The sequence below is a fragment of the Thauera sp. SDU_THAU2 genome (assembly GCF_038260575.1).
GTDB lineage: Bacteria > Pseudomonadota > Gammaproteobacteria > Burkholderiales > Rhodocyclaceae > Thauera.
This window is the reverse complement of record NZ_JBBWUN010000003.1, coordinates 474,887-496,959: the sequence shown is the minus strand read 5'-3', so window position 1 is coordinate 496,959 and position 22,073 is coordinate 474,887. Positions and strand designations below refer to the sequence as shown.

Below are 22,073 nucleotides of genomic sequence, written 5' to 3'. Positions count from 1 at the left end.
ATTTTTCGATTCCTGGTGACGGACCAAAGAAAAAACCGCAAGGCTCCAGTCTTGCGGTTTTTTGTCGTGCCTGCCATCCGCAGATACAGCCCGGTATCGTTCAGGGGGCGTTCGCCAGCAGGCGGTGCAGGTACTCCACGGGAATCGCATAGCTGATCCCCGAGGGGTCGGACAGCACGCTCTCCTTGGTCGATTTGACGAACACCATGTTGATGACGCCGATGACCTCGCCTGTCTTCGGGTCGAACACAGGGCTGCCGCTATTGCCGGGATAAGCCGTGGCATCGAGTTGATAGACGCGGAACACGTCGTTGGCCAGCCGCCGGATGAGGGCGGGATTGAGGTCGCGTGAATTGCCCTGCGGAATGCCGATCGGCGTGATCGCGGAGACGATGCCGCGATGCGTGACCGGTGTCATGCCGAGCACGGCACCGATGGGGAAGCCGGTAAACGCGATTTCCTGCCCTTCCTGCACCCGCTCCCGCGCAGCCAGCTTCAGGGCAGGCAGGGCCTCGCCGCCTTCGAGCCGGAGCACGGCAAGGTCGCGGCTGCGTTCGCTGCCAACGCGGCTGACCTGCCGAACCGTCCCCTGCTGGTCCTTGCCGGGGACGACGATTACCAGCATTTCCATGCTCTCGCTTGCGATCGCATCCGGAAGCACATGGGCATTGGTCGCAATCATGCGGCCATCGCCGACCACGAAGCCCGTACCGCGAAACTGGAAAGCGGGGCTGCGGGTACGCTGATAGGTGCCGACCGCAACGACGGAAGGCTTGATGCCGGGCAGGATATCGACCAGGTTCGCCCGCGCAAGCGCAGGACATGCCGTCAGCGCCACGAACGTACAAACCGCTTGCAGCACCCGCCGGCGAATCCCGTCGTGCTGCTGTTCAGCACTCATGTGCCGCTCCCTTCCTGTGCGGCCAGGCGCAGGTTGCGCAGCATCCGGCTGGGTGAGACGACGCTGCGGTCGAAGGGGTGATGCGCCTGTCCGACGTGGCGGAGGATGCGCTCGACATAAGCCTGCGTCTCACGATAAGGCGGCACGCCGCGATGGCGGTCGACCGCCCCTTCCCCCGCGTTGTAGGCGGCCGCGGCAAGGGCGATATCGCCTTCGAAATAGGCCAGCAGCCAGCGCAGATAGGCCAGACCGCCGCGAATGTTCTGTTCGGGATCGTAGGGCTTGCTGACGTTGAAGCGCTCGGCCGTCTCCGGAATCAGCTGCATGACGCCCATCGCGTTCTTGGGCGACAGGGCTTGCGGATTCAGTGCCGACTCGGTCAGGCCGATGGCCAGCGCCAACACAGGCTGGATACCGTACTTCGGCGACAGCTCCGACATCAGGCGGGCGATTTCGCGTCGTTCCGGCGACAGACGGGCGATGAGCCCATCGATCGGCCAGCGCTCCCGCACCACATCTGCCGGCCTGCGCAGGCATTCGGGCTTCGCGCGAGTGTCGTTTCCCGTGTAGCGCAGCATCTTCCTGGCATGCTCGTGGCCCTTGCGGGCGGCCTGGGCAAACAATGCACCGGCATAGGCGTCGTTGCGCTCGACGCCCCGGCCATTGGCATACATCCAGCCCAGGGAATACATCGCTTCGACGTCGCCCAGGCGAGCGGCTTCGCAATAGAGCCGGGCCGCGTAGGGCTGATCACGCGGAACGCCTTCGCCATGCTCGTAGCTCAGGGCTTCCCGCGCCAGATACCGGGCCTGCTCGGCCAGGCGCTTGTCGATGGCAAATGCAGCCGGCGCAGGCAACGCGATCAAGAGCCCGAGCATCCATTTCATGCCATTCCTGAAAAATCCGGGATGGCCAAAACCGGAACGGATCGCTACGGACTGCTTCGTCATCACACTGCCTCGCCGATACGATGGCCCTTACAGGCGCCAGACAACTGCCCCTGCGGCCTTGAGCGCCGCCGGATCGTAAGCCGATTTTACGTCGCTGAACACGCCACCGGGCGAGAGTTTTTGCAACAGCTCGGTAACGGGCATGTCCAGGTACTGCTGGTGCGCCACCGCTGCGACGATGGCTTGCGCCTGCGGCAGGGCATCCCATGTGCAGAGGCTCACGCCATATTCATGCTCGGCCTCGGCAGATTCGGCCACCGGATCATGGACATGGACCTTGCAGCCGTAGCTCTGCAGCTCGCGAATGACGTCGATGACCTTGCTGTTGCGCAGATCGGGGCAGTTTTCCTTGAAGGTCAGACCGAGCACGACGACATCGGCGCCCTTGATGCTGGAGCCCGCGGCGATCATGTTCTTGACCGTCTGCTCGGCGACATACTTGCCCATGCCGTCGTTGATCCGGCGGCCGGCAAGGATGACCTGCGGATGGTAGCCGAGCATTTCGGCCTTGTGCGTCAGGTAGTAGGGATCGACGCCGATGCAGTGGCCGCCGACGAGGCCCGGCCGGAACGGCAGGAAATTCCATTTGGTACCGGCCGCCTTGAGTACTTCCAGCGTATCGATGCCGATCTTGTGGAAGATGACCGCCAGTTCGTTCATCAGCGCGATGTTGAGATCGCGCTGGGTGTTTTCGATGACTTTCGCCGCTTCGGCAACCTTGATCGAGCTGGCCGGGCAGACGCCGGCGGTGATCACCGAACCGTATACCTGCGCCACCGTTTCCAGCGTCTGGGGCGTATCGCCGGAGACGACCTTGACGATCCTGGTCACCGTGCGTTCCTTGTCGCCCGGATTGATGCGCTCGGGCGAGTAGCCGACGAAGAAGTCCTTCTTCCATTCGAGGCCGGACTCACGCTCGAGGATGGGGATGCAGACCTCTTCGGTGGCGCCGGGGTAGACCGTGGACTCATAGACCACGATCGTCCCGCGCTTCATGTTGCGGCCGACGGTTTCGGACGATTTCACCAGCGGCGTCGATCCGGCTGATGTGCGTCATCGACCGGCGTGGGCACGGCAACGATGATGAAATCCGCCTCCTTCAGCACCGAAGGATCGGTGTGGCAAGTCAGATGCGTCGCCGCGCGCAGATCTTCGGTGGCGACTTCGCCGGTCGGATCGATGAAATCACGGTAAGCCGCAACCTTCTGGGGAGACAGGTCGAAGCCGAGGGTCTTTTGCTTCTTGCCGAACTCGACGGCAAGCGGCAGACCGACGTAGCCCAGACCGACGACTGCAATGGTGTTCATGAACAGATTCCTTGTTGCAATGTATTCAAATCAATGGGTAAGGATCATCAAAGCGAATTCAGGAGTTCAGTCGCCTCCTTGTGCAGGGGCGTATTTTCCTCCAGTTTGGGCATCATCGTATCGAGCTCCTTGCGAGCGTCGTCCTTGCGCCCCAACTTTGCATACGAACGCGCCAGGCTCAGTCGCAACTGGGCGAGATCCGGTGCCAGCGACACTGCGCGCTGCAAGTTGGCCAGACCCTTGTCGACCTGGCCACGCTCGATCTGGATCACGCCCAGGGTATCGAGGATGGCGGGGTTGTCCGGCGCCAGGTTTTGCGCCCGCTCCGCATATTCAAGCGCCTTCGGGTCCTTGACCTGGCTGGCAGCCCAGGCCAGGTTGTTGAGCACCATCGGGTTGTCGGGCGATATCTTCCTCATCGCCTCGAAACCATCGACCGCATCCGCATAGCGGGTCTCACCCAGTGCCCGCTCGGCCAGATAACCCCTCATCGCCAGATCTTCCGGCTGCTGCCGCAGCCAGTCGGCAGCGAGCTTGTCGGCCTCGCCCTTGCGCTCCACGCGCATCAGCGCGGAATGCAGACGAATCGCGACCTCGCCACCGCTTCCGCGCTCGATGGCCTGGCGATACGCCGACGCAGCCTCGGCCCAGCGATTGCCGGCGGATTCGATCTCCGCCTCGAGCACGTAGCCAGCCGGGCTTTCGGCGTGCTGCTTCTGCACCGCCTTGGCGACCTTCAGCGCATCCTCGCGCGCTCCACGTTCGAGCAACAGCCCCGCGAAGCGCTGCTGGGCGTCGATCGAATCCGGTTGTATCGCAAGCGCCTTGCGCAAAGCCTGCTCGGCGGCGGCAGTGTCCTTCGCTCCCCGATGCACATCGGCCAACAGGATCAGCGGCGCCACCGATTGCGGACGCAGCGCAGCCAGTCGGTTCAGGGACGCGATGCCCTGCTGGGTTTCATTGGCCGCCAGTTGGGCACGGGCCAGCGCTTCGACTGCGCGAACGTCGTTCGGACTTGCGGCGCTGAGCTTTTGCGCAGCGGCAAGCGCTTTCGGGAACTCCCGGTTGCGCAAGTGATGCTGGATGAGCGCCAGGGCCGGCGCCATGGTTCCCGGCGCGGCCGCTTCCGCACGTTCGAGCGTGGCAAGCACGTCGGCGGGCGCAGCACCGGTTGCGACTTGCAGTTCCGCCAGCGCGAGACGGGCCTCGACGTTCTTTGCGTTGCGATCGGCAATCGCGCGAATCCGTGCCAGCGCTTCCTCCGTCTTGCGCTCACCAAGATCCAGGCGCGCGAGATTCACTGCGGCAGCGAGGAAATCGGGATTGAGCGACAAGGCTTTCTCGAACGCAGCCCGCGCGGCAGGAATGTCCTGCCTGGCCTGCATCACCCCACCACGCAGGTTATATACGAGCGGATTCTGCGGCTGCTTGCGCTCCAACTCGGCCTGGGCCTTGAGCGCCTTCTCGGTGTCGCCGCGCCGCAGGTAGGCGGCGACCAGAGCCAGGTCCGCCTGGATGGCAGCGTCGTCCATCGACGATGCGCTTTCGAAATCAGCCAGCGCACCCTCTGCATCGCCGCTGGCCAGGCGGGCCGCGCCGAGACGCAAACGAGCCTGAGGATCTTCCGGCGCCGCCTTGGCCGCACGCTCCAGGTAATCCTCGGCCTTGGCCAGATCGCCGTTGGCGAGGAATACCTGTCCGGCCAATCCCAGTGTGCGTGCGTCGCTTGGCTGCGTCTCGAGCAGCGGCTGCAGCAGTTCGAGCGCGCGCGACGCTTCACCCGAGGACAGATGGGACGTGATCAACAAGGTACGTGCCAATTGCTGGCCAGGGGCACGGCTGAGTACGGTGTTCAGATGATTGCGGGCCTGCGCCTGGTCGTTGAGTTGCAGCAGCACCGAGCCGGCGAGCAGTTGCGCGGGCAGGAAATTGGGCGCCTGGTTCAGGACCTGTGTCAGCAAATCACGCGCTTCGGTCAGACGACCCTCGCGCGCATCTATGAAGGCCTGGAGATAGCGGGTCGACGGATGATTGGGCGCCGCCTTCTTCATCGTCTCGAAGTGCTTCACCCCTTCTTCGTATCGGCCGCCACGAAACAGCAGGGAGACCAGCGCATAGTGGTAGCCGGCTTGCTTGGGACTCAGGCGCACGGCCTCTTCCAGGGCCTTGAGCGCCTCTTCCTGCTTGCCTTGCGCCAGCAGGATGTCGGACAAGGCGGCCAACACATCGCCATTGTCGGGGCTGTGCGCAACAACGGCCCTGATGGCCTCTTCTGCTCCAGTCGGGTCGTTGCTGAAAAGACGGGCGCGCGCCAGACCGATACCGGCCTCGACATCGGTCGCACGCAGCGTGAGCGCCTGTTGATAGAACCGCATGGCTTCCTGGACATTCGCCTTGCCGAAATGGGCATCGCCCACGGCCCCCAGCAGACGCCCCTGCGCGGCATCCTCATCCAGTTTCACATCGGCGAAATCGGTCAGTACGCGATCGAACTCGCCGGCGCGCACTCTGGCCCTCGCCAGCAGAGGAACGACTTCGGTTCTGGCATAACCGAGGTCGAAGGCATGCTGCAGTTCCTTGATCGCTCCCACCGTATCGCCTTGCTGCAGGTTGATGCGTCCCAGGAGGAAGCGGGCCTCGGCGAGGTTTCCGTTCTCCTGCAGGGCATTCTTCAATTGAATGACTGCTGCATTGGTATCGTTGTTGGACAGATAGCCTTTCGCCGAAGCAAGCATCTGCTCCGGGCTGTCGCTGCAGGCACTCAACAAGGCGGCGGAAACCAGCGCCAGGGCAAGACCCCGCGAACGCCCTTTCCAGGCCGAAATCCGCCGGCCCTCTGCAGTGTTGTTCACGATCCGTTCTCCTTCTTCAAACCGAAGCGGTTCATCAAGTCGTAGAGTGAAGGGCGGCTGATTCCAAGGACTTCGGCCGCCCGGGCAATGTTGTTGTTGGTTCGCGCGAGGACCCGCAACACCGCCCGGCGCTCGGCCTCATCGCGGACCTGTCGCAGGTTGAGATGCTCGAGATCCTCCTCGATCGTCTCGAAGCCGAGATCGTCCGCGGTGATGCGGTTGCCGTCGGCCATGATGACCGCGCGCTTGAGGCAGTTTTCCAGTTCCCGCACGTTGCCTGGCCATGGATGTGCCTCGATTGCGTTGACCGCATCATCGGTCAACGTCATCGAACCACGCCCGTTCTCGCGCGCATAGCGCTGAACGAAGGCATGGGAGAGCAGTACGGCGTCGCCTTCCCGTTCACGCAGCGGGGGAATGTCGACGACGATCTCCGCCAGGCGGTAATAGAGATCCTCACGGAACGCCCCCGTCTTGATCTGCTCCTTCAAATCCCGGTGCGTGGCGCACACAATCCGGACATCGACCGGAATCTCGTCACGCCCGCCAACGCGCTCGATGACCCGTTCCTGCAGGAAGCGCAGCAGCTTGGCCTGCAAGGGCATCGGCAGATCACCGATCTCATCGAGGAACAGGGTGCCCTTGTTGGCGGTCTCGATCTTGCCGAGCGTCTGCTTCACCGCCCCGGTGAACGCGCCCTTCTCGTAACCGAACAGCTCGCTTTCCAGCAAGGCTTCGGGAATGGCCGCGCAGTTGATTGCCACGAAGCGCTCCGCGGCACGCGACGACAGCGCGTGCAGACCACGCGCAAGCACCTCCTTGCCGGTTCCGCTCTCGCCCAACAGGGCTACGGTGACCGATGCCGAGGCAAGCTTCTCGATCGTACGGCAGATCTTGAGCATCCCGGGATCGCGCGTCAGCAGGCCGGACAGGGGACTGGCCCCCATTGCCGACAGACGCGCATTCTCGAGTTGCAGATCGTGCATGCGGAAAGCCCGCTCGATGGTGAGCGACAGCAGCTCGGGCTCGAAAGGCTTGGCGAAGAAGTCGTATGCCCCCAGCCCGATCGCCTTGACCGCGTTCTCGCGATCATGCTGGCCAGTCAGCACGATCACCTTGGTGTCCGGCGCCAGCACGAGGATTTCGCGCAGCAGCCGAAACCCCTCGGTGACATCGTCAGGCGCCGGCGGCAGCCCCAGGTCCATGGTCACCACTGCAGGCTCGTGGCGGCGCAACTGCGCAATCGCGCTTTCCCTGTCGTCTGCAACGACGGTTTCACAGGCATCGAAGGCCCAACGCATCTGCTTCTGCAGCGCGGGATCGTCCTCGACGATCAATAGCGTCCGCTGCTTTTCAGGCATGAATTTCACTGGCTCCGTCTTGTAGATCCTGCCGCCCATCCGACAAGCATGGCAACAGGATGGTTGCTCGCGTCCCCTGTCCGACTTCGCTTTCGAACTGGAGGTCGCCACCGATCTCGTTCAGATACTGACGGGTCTCGAACACGCCTATGCCCATGCCGCTGGCTTTGGTCGTCTGGAACGGACGGGACAGGCGGTCACGAAGGAAATCGGCCGACATGCCGCACCCCGTATCTGCAATCACCAGACTCACCTTGCCGTCGCCGGCAAGACTGAGCTGAGCGGTCACCTTACCATCCTCGTTTGTGGCATCCAGTGCATTTTGCACGACATGGCCAATGATTCGCTCCAGGCGCTCGGGATGAGCCAGCACCATCGCCTGGTGGGGAAGCGGGTCGAGCAACTGGACCACGGGTGACTGGCTGCGCTTCGACTCACAGACAGTGCGCAGGATCTGCACGATATCGACGCCACGGGGCGAATCGATCGGACGCTTCTCCTGCAACTGCGTCATCAACCCCCTCATCCGCGACTCGACGTGCGACACAGTCTCGAGCATGTCCTGCTGGAACTCGGGCTTGTGTCCGTGGCGCTCCGCATTCTTGAGCATCAGCGACAGCTGCGCGACGAGGTTCTTCAGATCGTGCACGATGAAGGCCGACATCCGATTGAAGGAGTCGAACTTGCGGGCTTCGAGCAGGGCCTCCGCAGCAAGCATCCGTTCGAGATAGCCTGCGGCCTGCCGCTGGGCAGTCTTCAGCAGGTCGAGCACCTCCCAATCCACCTCGAACGGCGCACGAGGCGTTGCCAGCACGACGAAACCGAGCAGCGAATCCGTGCTCCTGAGGGGGATGACGAGCCACGCATCCGGCAAGCTGGAAAGCCAGTCCGGCAACACGAGGCCGTCGTAGTACCGGGGGCGGCTCCGGTACTCCTCGAGATCGATGATCCACTCGCGCTCATCGAGAAAGCGGCAGAGTCCGGAATCCATCGACTCGACGGCATCGATCGCCGGACGGTTCAGGCGAGCATAAGGCGCGAACTTGCCGTAGCTGTCGCGCAGCCACAATGCTCCACCAGGGCTTTCGACCAGATCCGACAATGCCTTGACGACCGACTGCCCGAGATCGAGCCCCTTGTCCGCCGCGGCCAGAGCCTGGGTGAATCGCAGCCATTCGGTCCGATAGTCGTAGCGATACGGGAAAAGGTGCTTGCTGAGGAGAACTCTCAGGCGAGCCCGCTGCGATCCGGAAAAAAGCAGCGCGCCCAGCAGCACGAGGCCGCCGAAGAGCAGGGCCATCTGCAACGCCCGCCCCCAACTTTCTCCGAAATAGCGTACGTAATAGGCCACCGCGGCGATCACCAGCAGATAGACCCCGGCAGCGGCGAGAGCGGCGGAATGGAACACGACCTCCCGCGACACTGCCATACGCAGCGTCCAGGTAGGGCTGCGTGTCCCAGAAAGCGCGATCAGCGGTATCAGCAGCGCATGCGCCACGCCCCGAACCGCAATGACATCGAGATCGATCCGATTGAACAAGGCGGCATCGGCAAACAGATACAACTCGAAGATGTAGCCGGCTCCAAGTCCGATGCACAGGGGCTTGATGCCCCATCGGGACGCATCGGGAAGCGCCCGATAGAGGTGCTCGATGAACATCAGCCCCACTACCGCATGCGCAAGCCAGGCGACCAGGATCGGTCGAATCGGCAACACGATGCCCGGCACGAACACCTCGAAAGCCAGCGAAGCCAACTGGCTTCCAACGACCCCTGCGGCGAGATACGCAGGCCATCGCACGCGTGCCCCCCACAGGGGACGCATCAGGACGATGAGAAAGGCAAACCATGCCGCACCGCGAAGGCAGTCGAGCAGAACGCCCAGCACCGGCCACGGCGCACCGGTGAAATAGACGGAACTCGCTTCGGTCGCGGCCCACAGGCAGGACAGCATGACCGCAACCAGGAGGACGCCCCCCGGAAGCCCTCCTCGCCATGCGAAGAAGACGTAGAGCCCGAAGAAGAAGAAGGCCAGCGCTGCAGTGCCGTAACCCCAAAAGGCAAGCTCCAGCACTTCAGGTCTCTCGTTTCAGTTCGACGACAGCCAATGCACCTTCGCCTTCAGCCGGCATGCATCCGGTGCATCTCAATGAGCCCCCTCGCCCGTCAGCACGACGCGAACGGTTTCGAAGAGCACGAGGATGTCGAGAATGAGCGTATGGTTCTTGACATAATAAAGATCGTACTGGAGCTTCTCCATCGCATCATCGACAGAGGCACCATACTGGTAACGAACCTGAGCCCAGCCCGTCACGCCAGGCTTGACGCAATGCCGGACGTTGTAGAAAGGGATTTCCCTCGCCAGTTGCTCGACGAAGAAGGGGCGCTCGGGCCGCGGCCCGACCATGCTCATGTCGCCGACAAGGACATTGAACAACTGGGGAAGTTCATCGATCCGCAGCTTGCGGATCACGCGTCCCACTCTGGTCACGCGATCATCATTGGACGTCGCCCAACGCGGCTTACCGTCCTTCTCCGCGTCACGGCGCATGCTGCGAAACTTGGTCACACGGACAACCCGGCCACCCAGCCCGACCCTCTCCTGGCGATAGAACACCGGAGCGCCATCCTCGATGAGGATGAGCAGCATCGTCACGAGCATGATCGGCATGGCCAGGATCAGCAACAGCAATGCTGCGCAGATGTCGAACACACGCTTCACGAAGGTACGGATCAGGCCTTGCCGGAAGCCGTCACCATAGATCAACCAGCTCGCCCTGAGCGAATCGAGCTTCACCTGCCCCTGGACCCTTTCGAAAAAGGACGACAGATCGACAATGCGAACGCCTTCGAGCTTGCAGTCCAGCAGTTCACGAAGGGGCAGCACACCACCCCGCCGCTCACGCACGGCAACGATGACCTCGTTGACCTTCAAGGTCCGGACGATATCGAGCAGCCCCTGCGCCGGCAGGACCTGCCTCGCATCCACTTCGAGCTTTTCGTCCCCGCCGCTCCGCAGGAAGCCGACCACTTCGACGCTACGCTGCAGTGGGCGAGTCAGATCACGATAGACCTGAGCTGCATCAGCCCCGGTACCGATGATCAGCACGCGCGGAGAAAACAGGCTGGAAGCCTGCCTTTGGTTGATCAGGCCCCGCATCAGCAGCAAGGAGGACAGCAACAGCACGACGGTCCATTGCAGAGAATGCGGCGCCATCTCGGCCCAGGGCAGCAGCCCGAAAACGCCATAGGCCACAGGGATGCTGACCAGCAGCGACAGGGCAACACGGGCAAACGCCTGCCGCTTGCAACGCTGCAGCACAGGACGATAAAGCCCCATCGCGGTATTCAGCCCGACCATCAGCAACGCAAAAATCAAGGCAGATGGAGCGAAGACGGCCCAATCAGGAACCCCGGGCGGCGCCAGGAAGATGACCGTGCCCAACACGACGAGAAACAGCAGCAGGGCATCGAACAGCACCTGTTGTAGCGTGTGAGACGGAAGATAGTGACTGAAGACCTTCAGCATCGTTTACCCCAGACTGAACCCATTCACTTTGGAGCTCCCTCACACCCGACATGAGCATGAGCAGCTTCCTGACAGACTATCCGACTGACACCTTACAGCGCGTTAAACCCATCACATCCACGGCATCACTGGCCACGCCAAGCGCCGTGAATGCAAAACAACTCTGTATATTATCACGACATTTCCGCCCCCGTCAGTCGGCGGTTTTCCATGCTGTTTTCGGGCATAGGCTGGCCCGTCGCGCCTTGGCAGCTGGTAGCGAGACGTGTGCCGGGGGTGTTGTGTTGCGGTGTTTTTGTCGCTGTAGACGTAAAAAAGCCCGACCACGGGGTGTTGGTCGGGCATTTTTACGGTGTAGTTAGTCTGACGATGACCTACTTTCACGAGGGCGGACCTCACTATCATCGGCGCGTTTGTGTTTCACGGTCCTGTTCGGGATGGGAAGGGGTGGTTCCACAAAGCTGTGGTCGTCAGACTGTGACTTGTTCCCTGCGCGGGGTGCAGGGCAAAGTAGGAAGAAGTGTGGGTGTTGTGTGATTGGTGCGCGTGTTGCGCACGTTACGAGTTCTAGTGTGTTTCAAGGTTATAGGATCAAGCCACACGGGCAATTAGTATCGGTTAGCTCAACGTGTTGCCACGCTTCCACACCCGACCTATCAACGTTGTGGTCTTCAACGACCCTTCAGGGGGCTCGAGGCCCCGGGGAAGTCTCATCTTGAGGCGAGTTTCCCGCTTAGATGCTTTCAGCGGTTATCTCTTCCGCACATAGCTACCCGGCGATGCGACTGGCGTCACAACCGGTACACCAGGGGTGCGTCCACTCCGGTCCTCTCGTACTAGGAGCAGGCCCTCTCAAACTTCCAGCGCCCACGGCAGATAGGGACCAAACTGTCTCACGACGTTTTAAACCCAGCTCACGTACCACTTTAAATGGCGAACAGCCATACCCTTGGGACCGACTACAGCCCCAGGATGTGATGAGCCGACATCGAGGTGCCAAACTCCGCCGTCGATGTGAACTCTTGGGCGGAATCAGCCTGTTATCCCCAGAGTACCTTTTATCCGTTGAGCGATGGCCCTTCCATACAGAACCACCGGATCACTATGACCTGCTTTCGCACCTGCTCGACGTGTGGGTCTCGCAGTCAAGCCACCTTTTGCCATTGCACTATCAGTACGATGTCCGACCGTACCTAGGTGACCTTCGTACTCCTCCGTTACCTTTTGGGAGGAGACCGCCCCAGTCAAACTGCCCACCATGCACGGTCCCCGACCTGGATTCACAGGCCTGGGTTAGAACCTCGACGACACCAGGGTGGTATTTCAAGGATGGCTCCACCGGAACTGGCGTCCCGGTTTCATAGCCTCCCACCTATCCTACACAAGTCCCGTCAAAGTCCAATGCAAAGCTACAGTAAAGGTTCATGGGGTCTTTCCGTCTAGCCGCGGGGAGATTGCATCTTCACAAACATTTCAACTTCGCTGAGTCTCAGGAGGAGACAGTGTGGCCATCGTTACGCCATTCGTGCAGGTCGGAACTTACCCGACAAGGAATTTCGCTACCTTAGGACCGTTATAGTTACGGCCGCCGTTTACCGGGGCTTCGATCAAGAGCTTGCACCCCATCACTTAACCTTCCGGCACCGGGCAGGCGTCACACCGTATACGTCCACTTTCGTGTTTGCACAGTGCTGTGTTTTTAATAAACAGTCGCAGCCACCGATTCTCTGCGGCCCCTTCGCCCTTCGGATGTTCTCCTACAAGCTAACGGGGCATACCTTCTCCCGAAGTTACGGTATCAATTTGCCGAGTTCCTTCTCCTGAGTTCTCTCAAGCGCCTGGGTATTCTCTACCAGCCCACCTGTGTCGGTTTGCGGTACGGTCAGTTCTAGACTGAAGCTTAGAGGCTTTTCCTGGAAGCAGGGTATCAGTTGCTTCGGACCCGAAGGTCCTCGTTATCACGCCTCAGCTCAGCCCGGCGGATTTGCCTACCGGGCACGCCTACACGCTTGAACCACCTATTCCAACAGATGGCCAACCTAACCTTCTCCGTCCCCCCATCGCATCTAGAACCGGTACAGGAATATTGACCTGTTTCCCATCGACTACGCATTTCTGCCTCGCCTTAGGGGCCGACTCACCCTGCGCCGATGAACGTTGCGCAGGAAACCTTGGGCTTACGGCGAGGGTGCTTTTCACACCCTTTATCGCTACTCATGTCAGCATTCGCACTTCCGATACCTCCAGCATCCCTTACGAGACACCTTCGCAGGCCTACGGAACGCTCCCCTACCACGTGTCAAAGACACATCCGCAGCTTCGGTTCATGGCTTGAGCCCCGTTACATCTTCCGCGCAGGACGACTCGACTAGTGAGCTATTACGCTTTCTTTAAAGGATGGCTGCTTCTAAGCCAACCTCCTAGCTGTCTGTGCCTTCCCACCTCGTTTGCCACTTAGCCATGCATTTGGGACCTTAGCTGGCGGTCTGGGTTGTTTCCCTCTTGACACCGGACGTTAGCACCCGATGTCTGTCTGCCGTATATCACTTTGCGGTATTCGGAGTTTGCTATCGCGGGGTAGATCGCAGTGACCCCCCCAACGATTACAGTGCTCTACCCCCGCAAGTGTCCGTACGACGCACTACCTAAATAGTTTTCGGGGAGAACCAGCTATTTCCGGATTTGTTTAGCCTTTCACCCCTATCCACAGCTCATCCCCTAACTTTTCAACGTTAGTGGGTTCGGACCTCCAGTGCGTGTTACCGCACCTTCATCCTGGCCATGGATAGATCATCCGGTTTCGGGTCCGCCCAGCAACTACGACGCCCTTATCAGACTCGCTTTCGCTACGCCTCCCCTATTCGGTTAAGCTCGCTACTGAACGTAAGTCGCTGACCCATTATACAAAAGGTACGCAGTCACCCCTTTCGAGGCTCCCACTGTTTGTATGCATGCGGTTTCAGGATCTATTTCACTCCCCTCCCGGGGTTCTTTTCGCCTTTCCCTCACGGTACTGGTTCACTATCGGTCGATCACGAGTATTTAGCCTTGGAGGATGGTCCCCCCATCTTCAGACAGGATTACACGTGTCCCGCCCTACTTGTCGCACGCCCAGACCCGCCACCGGCTTTTCGCATACGGGACTATCACCCTGTATCGTCGGACTTTCCAGACCGTTTTGCTAAGCTGATGGTTTAGTCGTGCAGGCTCTTCCGTGTTCGCTCGCCACTACTTACGGAATCTCGGTTGATTTCTGTTCCTGCGGCTACTTAGATGTTTCAGTTCGCCGCGTTCGCCTCCTCTGGCCTATGTATTGAGCCAGGGATGACCCTTGCGGGCCGGGTTTCCCCATTCGGACATCGTGGGATCAAAGCTCTATTGCCAGCTCCCCCACGCTTTTCGCAGGCTTACACGTCCTTCATCGCCTGTGATCGCCAAGGCATCCACCACATGCACTTAGTCGCTTGATCCTATAACCTTGGTGCCTCCACAGAAGCACCCCTGTCACAGGTCGAACTCGTTTGTGCGGCCCAAACTGTGCTGACAACGCAGTTTGAGCCAATGCAATCACACAACTGCAGTACGCACCGGCTCGATGCGTACTACACTTCTTCCACTTTGTTAAAGAGCAAACCTCAAACCGGTATCGCTACCGATCAAGAAGTCAGAGATGGTGTCTATCTAAAACACCATCTCTGACTTCCCGAAACGCGCATGACCTGGTGGAGCTGGTCGGGATCGAACCGACGACCTACGGCTTGCAAAGCCGCCGCTCTCCCAGCTGAGCTACAGCCCCCTTGTCTTCAGCAACCAAGGCTTCAAGCAACCCTAAATCCTGGTGGGTCTGGTTGGGTTCGAACCAACGACCCCCGCCTTATCAAGACGGTGCTCTAACCAGCTGAGCTACAGACCCTCTTCTCATGCACCTTCGAGGCTCTTCGCCTGAACAACCGATAAGTTGTGGATACTTGGCAACCATGACCTCTTTTCTCTTGAAAGGAGGTGATCCAGCCGCACCTTCCGATACGGCTACCTTGTTACGACTTCACCCCAGTCATGAATCTCACCGTGGTAAGCGCCCTCCCGAAGGTTAAGCTACCTACTTCTGGTGAAACCCACTCCCATGGTGTGACGGGCGGTGTGTACAAGACCCGGGAACGTATTCACCGCAGCATGCTGATCTGCGATTACTAGCGATTCCGACTTCACGTAGTCGAGTTGCAGACTACGATCCGGACTACGATCGGCTTTAAGGGATTGGCTCCACCTCGCGGCTTGGCAACCCTCTGTACCGACCATTGTATGACGTGTGAAGCCCTACCCATAAGGGCCATGAGGACTTGACGTCATCCCCACCTTCCTCCGGTTTGTCACCGGCAGTCTCACTAGAGTGCCCAACCTAATGATGGCAACTAGTGACAAGGGTTGCGCTCGTTGCGGGACTTAACCCAACATCTCACGACACGAGCTGACGACAGCCATGCAGCACCTGTGTTCTGGCTCCCGAAGGCACTCTCGGCTCTCACCAAGATTCCAGACATGTCAAGGGTAGGTAAGGTTTTTCGCGTTGCATCGAATTAATCCACATCATCCACCGCTTGTGCGGGTCCCCGTCAATTCCTTTGAGTTTTAACCTTGCGGCCGTACTCCCCAGGCGGTCGACTTCACGCGTTAGCTGCGTCACTCAGTGCATTGCTGCTCCGAACGACTAGTCGACATCGTTTAGGGCGTGGACTACCAGGGTATCTAATCCTGTTTGCTCCCCACGCTTTCGTGCATGAGCGTCAGTACAGGCCCAGGGGGCTGCCTTCGCCATCGGTGTTCCTCCACATCTCTACGCATTTCACTGCTACACGTGGAATTCCACCCCCCTCTGCCGTACTCTAGCCTGCCAGTCACAAGCGCAGTTCCCAGGTTAAGCCCGGGGATTTCACGCCTGTCTTGGCAAACCGCCTGCGCACGCTTTACGCCCAGTAATTCCGATTAACGCTCGCACCCTACGTATTACCGCGGCTGCTGGCACGTAGTTAGCCGGTGCTTCTTAGTCCGGTACCGTCATCCACACCCTCTATTAAAGAGCGCGATTTCTTCCCGGCCGAAAGAGCTTTACAACCCGAAGGCCTTCTTCACTCACGCGGCATGGCTGGATCAGGGTTGCCCCCATTGTCCAAAATTCCCCACTGCTGCCTCCCGTAGGAGTCTGGGCCGTGTCTCAGTCCCAGTGTGGCGGATCATCCTCTCAGACCCGCTACAGATCGTCGCCTAGGTGGGCCTTTACCCCACCTACTAGCTAATCTGACATCGGCCGCTCCAATCGCGCGAGGCCCGAAGGTCCCCCGCTTTCTCCCTCAGGACGTATGCGGTATTAGCACATCTTTCGATGTGTTATCCCCCACGACTGGGTACGTTCCGATGCATTACTCACCCGTTCGCCACTCGCCGCCAGGCCGAAGCCCGCGCTGCCGTTCGACTTGCATGTGTAAAGCATGCCGCCAGCGTTCAATCTGAGCCAGGATCAAACTCTTAAGTTCAATCCTACAAAGTACTCAAAATACTGACTTGCAGTATGAGCACCTAATCATTGTGAAACCGCAGCAAAAAGCTGCCGAGACCACAACCACCAAGCACCCACACTTATCGGTTGTTCAAGTTTTTAAAGAAACGTGCCGGTCAGCACAGAAGCGAGATTATGATCAACAAACAACACCCTGTCAACCACCCCGAACTGCCTTCCTGAAAAACCAAAACCAGAAAAACAACCCGGAAACCCCGCCTCCAAACCCACCCGGAAGCCCCGCATCACCCACCCAAACCACCCGGGCGCCGCGAGAAAGATCGGCATTATAGACACCAACACAAAACCGTCAAGGCAAAAATTCAATAGATATATTGATCCGGACATCAGCCAGAACGCGGACGAGCGGACGAGCAGTCACCGGAGCGGGATGGATCGGGCCGCATGGGTAGAGCATCAGCAAAACCCACCGTCTCGAAACCGATTGCGGCAATCGATGGGGTCTAGCAGGTTGATGCATAACCTAGTGAACGATCCTGCGAGTTGATAGTCATAAATCCGTTCCTCAATCCCTTGTCCTGACAGCGATGCGCGGCCCACTCGATCCCCAGTCCTCGATGTTCCATTATTTCTCGCCGGAATCGCGCGTACCGGCCGATCATCCCCTGCGAAGGGTGAAGCAATTGGCCGATCGGGCGCTGAGTGCCATTTCGGCGGACCTGGATGCGCTGTACTCGAGTACCGGCCGCCCGTCGATTCCGCCTGAGCGCCTGCTCAAGGGGCAATTGCTGATCGCGCTGTACTCGATCCGGTCTGACCGGCAGTTCTGCGAACAACTGAACTACAACATCCTCTTTCGCTGGTTCCTCGACATGGACCTGGAGAGCGCAGGCCTGGACCAGTCGAATTTCAGCCGCCTGCGCGAACGCCTGGTGGCGACTGATATCGCCCGCCGCTTCTTTGACGAGGTGGTGAGCCTGGCGCGCCGGCAACATTTGCTGTCCTCGGATCACTTCACTGTCGACGGCACGCTCATCGAAGCCTGGGCCTCGTTCAAGAGTTTCAAGCGCAAGGACGGCGAGCCGCCGAAAGACGGTGGTGATGGCACGGGGATGGTCAATTTCAAAGGTGAGAAGCGTTCGAACGCCACACACCAGAGCAGCACTGATCCTGACGCACGGCTCATGCGAAAGGGTAACGGCCAGCCTGCCAGGCTCAGCTACGGCGGGCATGTGCTCATGGAGAACCGTCATGGCCTGTGTGTCGACATCCTGATCACGGAATCGACGCAGGCCGAGCACCGTGCTGCACGCACGATGCTCACCCGCGCCCGCCGACGGCGTATCCACCCCAAGAGTCTGGCGGCCGACAAGGGTTACCACATCAAGGATTTCGTGGCGCACCTGCGCGCGCATCGTATCCGGCCGCACATTGCTCGAATCGACCATCGCTGCACGCCTGGACTCGATGGGCGCACGACGCGAACCGAGGGCTATCGGATCAGCCAACGCAAGCGAAAGCGGGTGGAGGAAATCTTCGGCTGGCTCAAGACGGTCGGTGGGTTGCGCAAGACGCGATTCATCGGGCAGGCGAAGACGCAAATGGCGGCCTTCATTTCTGGCGCAGCCTACAACTTGTTGAGAATCGCGAAATTGGGAAATGCGGGAGGAACGGCGTGAGTCGGGCAAACGAACCAGGGGCTGATCGGTCTCGGAACGTCCATGCCGGCAATGTGGGTCGCATTGAAAGCCCCATTCTCTCGACGAAGTCCCTGTGAAGATCAATTTGAACCCCTGGGTTAGTCCGGTGTTCAGCTCTTTTGCATCAGCCTGCTAGCTGCGCTTGGATCAGAGAGGGACATTGCCCCCCATCCTTCCCTGACCCCATGAGCCGAAAGCCCGGACGCACCAAGCCCTACCAGCGGGTGTACCATCCCTGCTCGTCATTCGATCCGCAACGAACATGCGACAGTACCTAGACCTCATGCGCCATGTCCTCGAACATGGCGACCGCAAGACCGACCGCACCGGCACCGGCACCCTGTCCGTCTTCGGCTGGCAGATGCGCTTTCCGCTGAAGGAAGGCTTTCCGCTGCTGACGACCAAGAAGCTCCATACGCGCTCGATCATCCATGAGCTGCTGTGGTTCCTGCAGGGCGACACCAACATCCGCTACCTGAAGGACAACGGCGTCTCGATCTGGGACGAGTGGGCCGACGAAAACGGTGACCTGGGCCCGGTGTACGGCAAGCAATGGCGGCGCTGGGAAAACAAGGACGGCACGACCGTCGACCAGATCACGAAGCTGATCGACGGCATCAAGCGCAACCCGGATTCGCGCCGGCACATCGTCTCCGCCTGGAACCCGGGCGAAGTGGATACGATGGCGCTGCCGCCCTGCCATGCGCTGTTCCAGCTCTACGTCGCCAACGGCCGCCTTTCCTGCCAGCTTTATCAGCGCAGCGCGGACATCTTCCTCGGCGTACCGTTCAACATCGCTTCCTACGCCCTGCTCACCCACATGCTTGCACAGGTGTGCGAACTGGAAGCCGGCGACTTCATCTGGACCGGTGGCGACTGCCATCTCTACCTGAACCATCTCGACCAGGCACGCGAGCAACTCTCACGCACGCCGCGTGCGCTGCCGACCTTGAAGATGAACCCCGAAGTGAAGGACATCTTCGCCTTTCGCTTCGAGGACTTCGGCATCGACGGCTACGATCCGCATCCCCACATCAAGGCACCGGTAGCTGTATGAGCACGGCTCCTGAAATCACCCTGATCGCAGCGGTCGCACGCAACGGCGTGATCGGCCGCGACAACGGGCTGCCCTGGCGGCTCAAGGCCGACATGCAGCATTTCCGCGCGATGACCATGGGCCATCCGGTCGTCATGGGGCGCAAGACCTGGGAATCACTGGGTCGCCCCTTGTCCGGCCGCCGCAACGTCGTCGTCACCCGCGACACGCGGTTCCGCGCGGAAGGCGCCGAGGCTTTCCACTCGCCGGAGGCGGCGCTCGCCGCCGCTTCGGACGCCGAGCGCATCTTCGTGATCGGTGGCGCCCAGCTTTACGCCACCCTGCTGCCCCGCGCCGACCGTCTCGAACTGACCGAAGTCTGGGCCGACGTCGAGGGTGACGCCCATTTCCCGCTCTTCGATCGTTCCGATTTCGTCGAGGAGCGGCGCGATGCGCGCACCGCCGATGTGGACAACGACTTCGATTTCGACTTCGTCAGCTACCGCCACCGCTGAGCACAGGCAGCGCATGACGCAACGAGGGCCGCTGATCGCGGCCCTCGTTGCGTCATGCCTGTACCACCGCCGGCGTCGATCAGTCCTTCACGCAATCGACGTGATAGCGACCGTCCTCACCCTTCACGAGACCATGGATGTCGGTCTCGAAACCGGGGAAGCGGGAGTTGAAATCGCGTGCGAACTTCAGGTAGCGCACGATCGTGGCATTGAAGCGCTCGCCCGGGATCAGCAGCGGGATGCCCGGCGGATACGGCGTGACCAGCATCGCGGTGACACGGCCTTCGAGTTCGTCCAGCGACACGCGCTCGATCTCGCGATGCGCCATCTTGGCGAAGGCATCGGCCGGCTTCATCGCCGGCACCATGTCCGACAGATACATCTCGGTGGTCAGGCGGGCGATGTCGTGCGCCTTGTAGAAGCTGTGGATCTGGTCGCACAGATCCTTCAGTCCGACCCGCTCGTAGCGCGGGTGCTTGGCGATGAACTCCGGCATCACGCGCCACAGCGGCTGGTTGCGGTCGTAGTCGTCCTTGAACTGCTGCAGCTCGGTCACCATCGTGTTCCAGCGGCCCTTGGTGATGCCGATGGTGAACATGATGAAGAAGGAGTAAAGCCCGGTCTTCTCGACGATGATGCCGTGCTCGGCCAGGTACTTGGTGACGATCGCCGCCGGGATGCCGGTATGTTCGGCGAAGTCGCCGTCCATGTTCAGACCCGGGGTGATGATCGTCGCCTTGATCGGGTCGAGGATGTTGAAGCCTTCGGCCAGGTCGCCGAAGCCGTGCCAGCGCTCGCCGGCCTTCAGCGTCCAGTCCTCGCGGCCGCCGATGCCTTCCTCGGCGAGGAATTCCGGCCCCCACACCTTGAACCACCAGTCGTCGTCGCCGAACTCGGCGTCGACCTTGCGCATCGCGCGACGGAACTCGACTGCTTCGCTCAGCGATTCGTTCACCAGCGCGGGGCCGCCCGGCGCTTCCATCATCGCCGCCGCCACGTCGCAGGACGCGATGATCGCGTACTGCGGCGAGGTCGAGGTGTGCATCAGGTAGGCCTCGTTGAAGATGTCGCGGTCGAGCTTGCGCGTCTGCGAGTCCTGCACCAGGATCTGCGACGCCTGGCTCAGGCCGGCCAGCAGCTTGTGGGTCGATTGGGTCGAGAACACCATCGATTCGCGGCAGCGCGGACGATCGGCACCGATGGCATGGTAGTCGCCATAGAAGTCATGGAAAGCCGCGTGCGGCAGCCAGGCCTCGTCGAAGTGCAGCGTATCGATCTCGCCGTCGAGCATCTCCTTGATCGTCTCGACGTTGTACACCACACCGTCGTAGGTCGACTGCGTGATCGTCAGGATGCGCGGCTTCTTGCTCTTGGCGTTGCGCGCAAAGGGATTGGCCTCGATCTTCTTCTGGATGTTCTCCATCGAGAACTCTTCCAGCGGGATCGGCCCGATGATGCCGTAATGGTTGCGCGTCGGCGTCAGGAACACCGGCACCGCGCCGGTCATGATGATCGAGTGGAGAATCGACTTGTGGCAGTTGCGGTCCACGACGACGATGTCGCCGGGCGCCACGGTGGTGTGCCACACCATCTTGTTCGAGGTCGACGTGCCGTTGGTGACGAAATACAGGTGGTCGCAGTTGAAGATGCGCGCCGCATTGCGCTCCGAGGCCGCCACCGGACCGGTGTGGTCGAGCAGTTGGCCCAGTTCGTCCACCGCATTGCAGACGTCGGCACGCAGCATGTTCTCGCCGAAGAACTGGTGGAACATCTGCCCCACCGGGCTCTTCAGGAAGGCGACCCCGCCCGAGTGCCCCGGGCAGTGCCAGGAATACGAGCTGTCCGCCGCGTAGTGGGTCAACGCACGGAAGAAAGGCGGCGGCAGCGATTCGAGGTAGTTCTTCGCCTCGCGCACCACGTAGCGGGCGATGAACTCCGGCGTGTCCTCGAACATGTGGATGAAGCCGTGCATCTCGCGCAGCACGTCGTTGGGGATGTGGCGCGTGGTACGCGTCTCGCCGTGCAGGAAGATCGGGATCTCGGCATTGCGGAAGCGGATCTGCTCGACGAAGGCGCGCAGATCGGCGATCGCCTTGGCCGAGGCCTCGGGCGACGAGAACTCTTCGTCGTCGATCGACAGGATGAAGGTCGAGCCGCGGCTCTGCTGCTGGGCGAAGGAGGTCAGGTCGCCATAGCTGGTGATGCCGAGCACTTCCATGCCTTCGTCTTCGATCGCCTTCGCCAGCGCGCGAATCCCCAGGCCCGAAGAGTTTTCCGAGCGGAAATCCTCGTCGATGATGATGATGGGGAAGTGGAATCTCATCCTGATCGTCTCCAGCGGGGTCCTTGCGGGACGGAAAAAGGGAAGTGTAAGCCGCCGATCTTTGCGCAGGCGTGAATGTTGCAG

Annotated in this window: 10 protein-coding genes, 2 tRNA genes, 3 rRNA genes and 1 pseudogene; 3 read left to right on the top strand and 13 right to left on the bottom strand. The window is 60.5% G+C overall.

Translation table 11 applies throughout. The features are described from left to right. Window positions 1-100 precede the first annotated feature (100 nt). The 12 genes and pseudogenes from AAFL97_RS03350 to AAFL97_RS03295 all read right to left on the bottom strand — a co-directional run bounded on the left by AAFL97_RS03350 (window position 101) and on the right by AAFL97_RS03295 (window position 16,431). Complete coding sequence (locus tag AAFL97_RS03350; protein WP_341643704.1) at window positions 101-901, bottom strand: S1 family peptidase; 801 nt, start codon at window positions 899-901, stop codon at window positions 101-103. Further along, window positions 898-1,779 carry a lytic transglycosylase domain-containing protein gene (locus tag AAFL97_RS03345; protein ID WP_341647085.1) on the bottom strand — a complete coding sequence of 294 codons (882 nt, stop codon included), beginning with the start codon at window positions 1,777-1,779 and terminating at the stop codon, window positions 898-900. The genes AAFL97_RS03350 and AAFL97_RS03345 overlap by 4 nt, the downstream gene beginning before the upstream one ends. Before the next feature lie 99 nt (window positions 1,780-1,878). Then, window positions 1,879-3,158: pseudogene (locus AAFL97_RS03340) on the bottom strand (nucleotide sugar dehydrogenase). A gap of 47 nt (window positions 3,159-3,205) precedes the next feature. Next, window positions 3,206-6,010, bottom strand: coding sequence for an XrtA/PEP-CTERM system TPR-repeat protein PrsT (prsT, locus tag AAFL97_RS03335; protein ID WP_341643703.1), 2,805 nt, complete (start codon window positions 6,008-6,010; stop codon window positions 3,206-3,208). After that, entirely contained in the window at window positions 6,007-7,371 is a 1,365-nt protein-coding gene (gene prsR, locus AAFL97_RS03330) for a PEP-CTERM-box response regulator transcription factor (protein ID WP_341643702.1), read from the bottom strand. Before prsR ends, prsT begins: the two co-directional genes overlap by 4 nt. Then, window positions 7,364-9,445 (bottom strand): XrtA/PEP-CTERM system histidine kinase PrsK, encoded by a 2,082-nt coding sequence (prsK, locus tag AAFL97_RS03325; protein ID WP_341643701.1) that lies wholly within the window; start codon window positions 9,443-9,445, stop codon window positions 7,364-7,366. The genes prsR and prsK overlap by 8 nt, the downstream gene beginning before the upstream one ends. A gap of 72 nt (window positions 9,446-9,517) precedes the next feature. Then, window positions 9,518-10,900 (bottom strand): TIGR03013 family XrtA/PEP-CTERM system glycosyltransferase, encoded by a 1,383-nt coding sequence (locus AAFL97_RS03320; protein ID WP_341643700.1) that lies wholly within the window; start codon window positions 10,898-10,900, stop codon window positions 9,518-9,520. Between the two features lie 361 nt (window positions 10,901-11,261). After that, window positions 11,262-11,375 (bottom strand): 5S ribosomal RNA (gene rrf, locus AAFL97_RS03315). Window positions 11,376-11,487: 112 nt separating this feature from the next. Next, a 23S ribosomal RNA gene (locus AAFL97_RS03310) occupies window positions 11,488-14,370 on the bottom strand. A gap of 250 nt (window positions 14,371-14,620) precedes the next feature. Continuing rightward, window positions 14,621-14,696 (bottom strand) — tRNA-Ala (locus tag AAFL97_RS03305). A gap of 40 nt (window positions 14,697-14,736) precedes the next feature. Then, window positions 14,737-14,813, bottom strand: a tRNA-Ile gene (locus AAFL97_RS03300). A gap of 82 nt (window positions 14,814-14,895) precedes the next feature. After that, a 16S ribosomal RNA gene (locus tag AAFL97_RS03295) occupies window positions 14,896-16,431 on the bottom strand. Together the 16S, 23S and 5S rRNA genes with 2 tRNA genes alongside form the textbook arrangement of a ribosomal RNA operon. A 571-nt stretch (window positions 16,432-17,002) precedes the next feature. Between AAFL97_RS03295 and AAFL97_RS03290 the strand changes: the two genes are divergently transcribed. From AAFL97_RS03290 to AAFL97_RS03280, 3 genes are all read left to right on the top strand, one after another. Further along, a complete protein-coding gene (locus AAFL97_RS03290) occupies window positions 17,003-18,094 on the top strand; it encodes an IS5 family transposase (protein ID WP_341643699.1) in 1,092 nt (363 codons plus the stop codon). A 283-nt stretch (window positions 18,095-18,377) separates the two neighbouring features. After that, on the top strand, window positions 18,378-19,172 hold the full coding sequence (locus AAFL97_RS03285; RefSeq protein ID WP_341643698.1) for a thymidylate synthase: 795 nt from the start codon (window positions 18,378-18,380) through the stop codon (window positions 19,170-19,172). Then, window positions 19,169-19,666 carry a dihydrofolate reductase gene (locus AAFL97_RS03280; RefSeq protein WP_341643697.1) on the top strand — a complete coding sequence of 166 codons (498 nt, stop codon included), beginning with the start codon at window positions 19,169-19,171 and terminating at the stop codon, window positions 19,664-19,666. The genes AAFL97_RS03285 and AAFL97_RS03280 overlap by 4 nt, the downstream gene beginning before the upstream one ends. A gap of 79 nt (window positions 19,667-19,745) precedes the next feature. On the opposite strand, the gene AAFL97_RS03275 is transcribed toward AAFL97_RS03280, so the two are convergent. Continuing rightward, a complete protein-coding gene (locus AAFL97_RS03275) occupies window positions 19,746-21,989 on the bottom strand; it encodes an arginine/lysine/ornithine decarboxylase (protein WP_341643696.1) in 2,244 nt (747 codons plus the stop codon). Window positions 21,990-22,073: the final 84 nt, after the last annotated feature.

What these genes read in the sequence shown, in the direction of transcription:
- AAFL97_RS03290 (WP_341643699.1), top strand. Translation starts at nt 17,003, where the DNA reads ATGCGCGGCCCACTCGATCCCCAGTCCTCGATGTTCCATTATTTCTCG.
- AAFL97_RS03350 (WP_341643704.1), bottom strand. Translation starts at nt 901, where the DNA reads ATGAGTGCTGAACAGCAGCACGACGGGATTCGCCGGCGGGTGCTGCAA.
- prsR (WP_341643702.1), bottom strand. Translation starts at nt 7,371, where the DNA reads ATGCCTGAAAAGCAGCGGACGCTATTGATCGTCGAGGACGATCCCGCG.
- AAFL97_RS03280 (WP_341643697.1), top strand. Translation starts at nt 19,169, where the DNA reads ATGAGCACGGCTCCTGAAATCACCCTGATCGCAGCGGTCGCACGCAAC.
- AAFL97_RS03320 (WP_341643700.1), bottom strand. Translation starts at nt 10,900, where the DNA reads ATGCTGAAGGTCTTCAGTCACTATCTTCCGTCTCACACGCTACAACAG.
- AAFL97_RS03345 (WP_341647085.1), bottom strand. Translation starts at nt 1,779, where the DNA reads ATGCTCGGGCTCTTGATCGCGTTGCCTGCGCCGGCTGCATTTGCCATC.
- AAFL97_RS03275 (WP_341643696.1), bottom strand. Translation starts at nt 21,989, where the DNA reads ATGAGATTCCACTTCCCCATCATCATCATCGACGAGGATTTCCGCTCG.
- AAFL97_RS03285 (WP_341643698.1), top strand. Translation starts at nt 18,378, where the DNA reads ATGCGACAGTACCTAGACCTCATGCGCCATGTCCTCGAACATGGCGAC.